The 2,878-nt window shown below is 35.1% G+C and carries 4 protein-coding genes and 1 pseudogene; 1 reads left to right on the forward strand and 4 read right to left on the reverse strand.

Annotation, left to right across the window (positions count from 1 at the left end; all coding sequences use genetic code 11):
• Window positions 1–202 precede the first annotated feature (202 nt).
• From AC6F8J_RS05555 to AC6F8J_RS05570, 4 genes are all read right to left on the reverse strand, one after another.
• Window positions 203–796, reverse strand: a complete 594-nt coding sequence (locus tag AC6F8J_RS05555) for a site-specific integrase (protein WP_500721629.1) — start codon at window positions 794–796, stop codon at window positions 203–205.
• Window positions 786–962 carry a hypothetical protein gene (locus AC6F8J_RS05560; RefSeq protein WP_500721631.1) on the reverse strand — a complete coding sequence of 59 codons (177 nt, stop codon included), beginning with the start codon at window positions 960–962 and terminating at the stop codon, window positions 786–788. Before AC6F8J_RS05560 ends, AC6F8J_RS05555 begins: the two co-directional genes overlap by 11 nt.
• A 150-nt stretch (window positions 963–1,112) precedes the next feature.
• Window positions 1,113–1,766, reverse strand: coding sequence for a tyrosine-type recombinase/integrase (locus tag AC6F8J_RS05565; RefSeq protein WP_500721632.1), 654 nt, complete (start codon window positions 1,764–1,766; stop codon window positions 1,113–1,115).
• Entirely contained in the window at window positions 1,759–2,319 is a 561-nt protein-coding gene (locus AC6F8J_RS05570; RefSeq protein ID WP_500721634.1) for a tyrosine-type recombinase/integrase, read from the reverse strand. The genes AC6F8J_RS05565 and AC6F8J_RS05570 overlap by 8 nt, the downstream gene beginning before the upstream one ends.
• A 114-nt stretch (window positions 2,320–2,433) precedes the next feature.
• On the opposite strand from AC6F8J_RS05570, the pseudogene AC6F8J_RS05575 reads away from it, so the two are divergent.
• Window positions 2,434–2,613 (forward strand): annotated as a pseudogene (locus AC6F8J_RS05575) (PspC domain-containing protein).
• Window positions 2,614–2,878: the final 265 nt, after the last annotated feature.

Raw genomic sequence — 2,878 nt, forward strand, 5'->3', positions numbered from 1 at the left:
CGCTTTTTCTTCTATTATTACAACACAGGTTTACACAGGACGTTAATAAAAAGAATATAAATTTGACAAAAAAATAAGCCTAAACACTTGCTATTAAAGGCATATATGAAAAATCATTATGAAATTTGCTTTCAAACTCGCTAAGTCATAGGAATCAGCATGATCATTCTTAACTTTTTTAACAGAGATATTTCTGATAGAATTAGATATAAGAGGATTGATCTCTAAGACGTTTACCTCTGATACGTAGATAAGGTATATCTCTTCGAAGATTTACATCAGATATCTTTAATCCAAGCAATTCGCGTAGGCGGATTGCAGAATCATACAAAACTATCATTATAGCTGCATCTCGTATCCCAAGTTTGCTATTGTCTGGTGCTGAGAGAAGTGCTTTAAGACATTCTTCACTTAAGGTGGCTTTTTCCTTTTCAGGTTTCTTTAGAAAAGGAACCCTTGATACCATAAGAGCGTTTTGCTGCCATGTAATGTCTCCATCAGCGACATACCACATGTATGATTTAATTGCTGCAAGAAGTTGGTTATACGATGATTTTTCATAGCCTTCTCGTTGGAGATATTCCATAAAACCAAGAAGAAAATCTCTGGAGCAATCTTCAAAACCAAATATTTTTAGTGATAATCCTTGAGAAGTAACATATCTTCTAAAAATCGTAAGAGCATCCCTGTGTGCGTTTATTGTATGAAGGCTCCGGGAACATTGAACCAGAAGATATTCATCAAGAAATTCATGTGTTTTGGAGAAAAATAGTTTATCAAAGTTTTTAGTCTTCATACTGCACCTCCGGTATAACACGTACAGAAATGGCATCTTTGCGGCCCACAGTTTTAAATACATCTTCGACTTGATGATAATAATAGTACGTTTCTATTGGACCCTTATGTCCAAGGTAATTGCTTAAATATGGCATCATTACTTGAATCGATATATCTTCTTCCATCCAAAGGTTAACTCGTTTGATTACAAATGCATGCCTGAGACAGTGCACGGTAGGCTTTTTGTCACAAGTTTTAGATGATTTAGTATCATTCCAAAATTCATTGAATTTTCGGTCTAGCGATGTTTTTGGGATATGATTCGTAGGATATTTTCATGGAAAGAACCATTTGGATGGTGTATCAAACTGACTGTTCAACCACTGCTGATAATCAAGTAAAAGGCTCTGTATATCGTCTGACAAATATACGATTCTGTCTTTGTTGCCTTTAGACTGATAAATAGTAATACTTCCATCAACAAGATTAACATTTGAGGCTTTAAAGGAACACGCTTCATTGTTACGGAGACCACAGCAATAGATTAATCTAAACAATACTTTATATTCCTGTGCCATTCTTTTAAAAGAAGCTACAGGAGCGATTACTTCATTAAGATCTACTTGCTCGAAAAATTCGCGGATGTCTTCATCCGTCATAAGATATGGAACAACTTTCACCGGTCTGGACAGATTTAGCGGAATATAACTGGATTTCCCTAAAGTATTAAGATAAACGCTAAAGTTTCGTACTGCTTGAAGGCGGTTATTTTGCGTTGTTTTTGATTCTGAATCAGACTTTGAAGCCCACTCTTCAAAAAGGATCTTTGTTATTATTGCCTCTTTAACTTGTTTTTCATCACAGTACTGATCAAAACGATACAACCAGTATGCAGGATTATCATACATGAACCCAGCTTCTCTATGAGCTGATATATACTCATTCAATAGATTTGCAAATACACTTGAATAAACATACTTCTTATGCATTAAATGCATCTCCTTTGTAGGAGATACCTGTATCCACCATAGACAACGAAGACATTCTCATCTGCTTTTCATCTAAGGATAAATACTTATGAACAGTACCATCTGCCAGGTATCCCAGAGAATCAGATATCAGTTCAACTTTGGTATTACCTTTAAGCAGTTGTGTTGCAAATGTCTTTCTTACTGAATGAAAGCAGCAACTTTTATCATCTGAAGTGGCGGTAAAGCGTTTCAATGCACTTCTGCAGACACCACGTTGTATGCGGTTATAAGGTGCTTCATGACGGATAAATATATATGACTCAGAACTTTGAAGTCTACCGTCTCGTATGTATCTGAATAGAATGTTACCCGTTTTTATTGGCATTGGCAGAGTAAGAACTTTACCAGTTTTTTGCTGGACAATCCTGATGCTTCTCTGTTTCCAGTCGATGTTATTAAAGCATAGAGCAGAAATATCAGATGCCCTGAATCCCATAGTCAAACCAATGTATACCATTGCGTAATCGCGTAAAGCTTTAGATGAAAGTGTATCAGGATTTATTGACCAAATAGAATCTACAAACTATTCTACAAAAAATAAAATTTTCAAGGTTCAAAAGAATAAAGGGATGGTTTAAACATATTTTAGACCCCAACATCATTATATTAAGGTGAGGTGAATTATATGGAGAAAAAATTATACCGTTCGAGAACAGACAGAATGCTATTTGGCGTGTGTGGTGGTCTGGCTGAATAATTCAGTGTAGATCCAACATTGGTGAGGTTGGTCATGGTATTGTTCTGGATGACCGGTGGCGGTTTTTTAGCTTATCTTATAGCAGCCATCGTAATGCCGGAAGCATAATAACAGAGTTTTGCACTTTAATATGAGATAGAATCTATAATAGTAGAAACTTATAAGATGGTAGTAATCAAAGATGAAAGTCTGAGATTACTATTTTTTTGTTCTAACTTCATAGCTCTATGACAAACACAATATGTCCTTACAGCAATTCCCATAAATGGAAATAATTACAATATACACCATATAAATACATAATTATACCAAAAAGTGCTTTACACCCACGCATATCAAAGCTATACTAAATAGGCATAGCAAAATCAAAAAA

It is taken from the genome of Petrocella sp. (genome assembly GCF_059865615.1).

What these genes read in the sequence shown, in the direction of transcription:
- AC6F8J_RS05555 (WP_500721629.1), bottom strand. Translation starts at nt 796, where the DNA reads ATGAAGACTAAAAACTTTGATAAACTATTTTTCTCCAAAACACATGAA.
- AC6F8J_RS05560 (WP_500721631.1), bottom strand. Translation starts at nt 962, where the DNA reads ATGGAAGAAGATATATCGATTCAAGTAATGATGCCATATTTAAGCAAT.
- AC6F8J_RS05565 (WP_500721632.1), bottom strand. Translation starts at nt 1,766, where the DNA reads ATGCATAAGAAGTATGTTTATTCAAGTGTATTTGCAAATCTATTGAAT.